At 76.9% G+C, this 1,508-nt stretch carries 2 protein-coding genes; both read left to right on the top strand.

Going from position 1 to position 1,508, the window contains the following annotated elements; translation table 11 throughout:
- The coding region (locus AB0F10_RS45580) for an urease accessory UreF family protein (protein ID WP_360640858.1) at window positions 1–658 on the top strand (658 nt) is incomplete at its 5' end.
- Window positions 648–1,355, top strand: a complete 708-nt coding sequence (gene ureG / locus AB0F10_RS45575) for an urease accessory protein UreG (RefSeq protein ID WP_360640856.1) — start codon at window positions 648–650, stop codon at window positions 1,353–1,355. The genes AB0F10_RS45580 and ureG, both read left to right, overlap by 11 nt.
- The last annotated feature ends 153 nt before the right edge of the window (window positions 1,356–1,508 follow it).

Raw genomic sequence — 1,508 nt, 5'->3', positions numbered from 1 at the left:
GGGCCGGGCCGGCGTGAGCCTGGCGACCCTGCTGGTGCTGGCGGACGGGCGGCTGCCCGCGGGCGGCCACGCGCACTCCGGCGGCCTCGAGGCGGCAGTGGCGGCCGGCCGGGTGCGTGACGTCGAGGACGTCGGCGAATTCCTGCGCGGCCGGCTGGCCACCTCGGGCCTGGTGTGCGCCGCGTTCGCCGCCGGCGCCTGTGCGCGTACGGAAAAATGTTTTGATCTTGATGCCGGCCTGGACGCGCGGACGCCGTCGGCCGCGCTGCGCAAGGCCTCGCGGGCACAGGGCCGCGCCCTGCTGCGCGCCGGGCGCGCGATGTGGTCCATGCCCGCGATCGGCCGCGACCCGCATCATCCGGTGGCGCTGGGCGCCCTGGCCGCCGCGGCCGGGCTCGGGCCGCTCGAGGCCGCGGTCGCCGCCGCGCACGGCGCGGTGACCGGCCCGGCCGGCGCGGCGGTCCGGCTGCTGGGCCTGGACCCGTACGCGGTGCACGCGCTGCTCGCCCGCCTGGCCCCCGACGTCGACCGGATCGCGGCGCGGGCCGCGGCCCGGGCGAACGACCCGGTCGACGAACTGCCGGCCGCGGGTGCACCACTGCTCGACATCGGTGCCGAACTGCACGCCAACTGGGAGGTGCGTCTCTTTGCATCCTGACTCACACGCGCACGGGCCCGAGGAGGCCGCACACACCCACCCGGACCCGGGCGTCGACCCGCACGCGCCGCTGCCGGCGACGCCGCGCGCGCTGCGGATCGGCATCGGCGGTCCGGTCGGTTCCGGCAAGACCGCGCTGGTCGCGGCGCTGTGCCGGGCGCTCGGCGGGCAGCTGCGGCTGGCCGTCGTGACGAACGACATCTACACCACGGAGGACGCGGACTTCCTGCTCCGCAACGGCGTGCTGCCGGCCGACCGGATCCGCGCGGTCGAGACCGGCTGCTGCCCGCACACGGCGATCCGCGACGACATCTCCGCGAACCTGGACGCGGTCGAGGACCTGGAGGCGACCCTCGGGCCGCTGGACCTGGTGCTGGTGGAGAGCGGCGGGGACAACCTGACCGCGACCTTCAGCAAGGGCCTGATCGACCGGCAGATCTTCGTGGTGGACGTGGCCGGCGGCGACAAGGTGCCGCGCAAGGGCGGTCCGGGCGTGACCGCCGCGGACCTGCTGGTCATCAACAAGACGGACCTCGCGCCGCTGGTCGGCGCCGATCTGTCGGTGATGGACCGGGACGCGGCGGCGCGGCGGGGCGGGCTGCCAACGGTGTTCCTCTCGCTCGTGCGGGACCCCGCGGCGACGCCGGTCGCCGAGTGGATCCGGACGCTGATCGCGGCCCGGGCTCCCGCGGCATGACGCCGCGGGCGGCGCTCTGATGCGGGCCGGGGCACGGATCGTCGCCGAGGCAGACGGCCGGGGCGGCACCCGGCTCGCCGTGCTGCGCGGCGAGGCGCCGCTGCTGCCGCGGCGCACCGGGCCGCGGACCGGCGGCGATGTCACCGTGCACCT

It is taken from the genome of Actinoplanes sp. NPDC026623, from assembly GCF_040638275.1.
Lineage (GTDB): Bacteria > Actinomycetota > Actinomycetes > Mycobacteriales > Micromonosporaceae > Actinoplanes.
The sequence above is the reverse complement of the archived record's forward strand: the minus strand, read 5'-3'. Positions and strand labels throughout refer to the sequence as shown.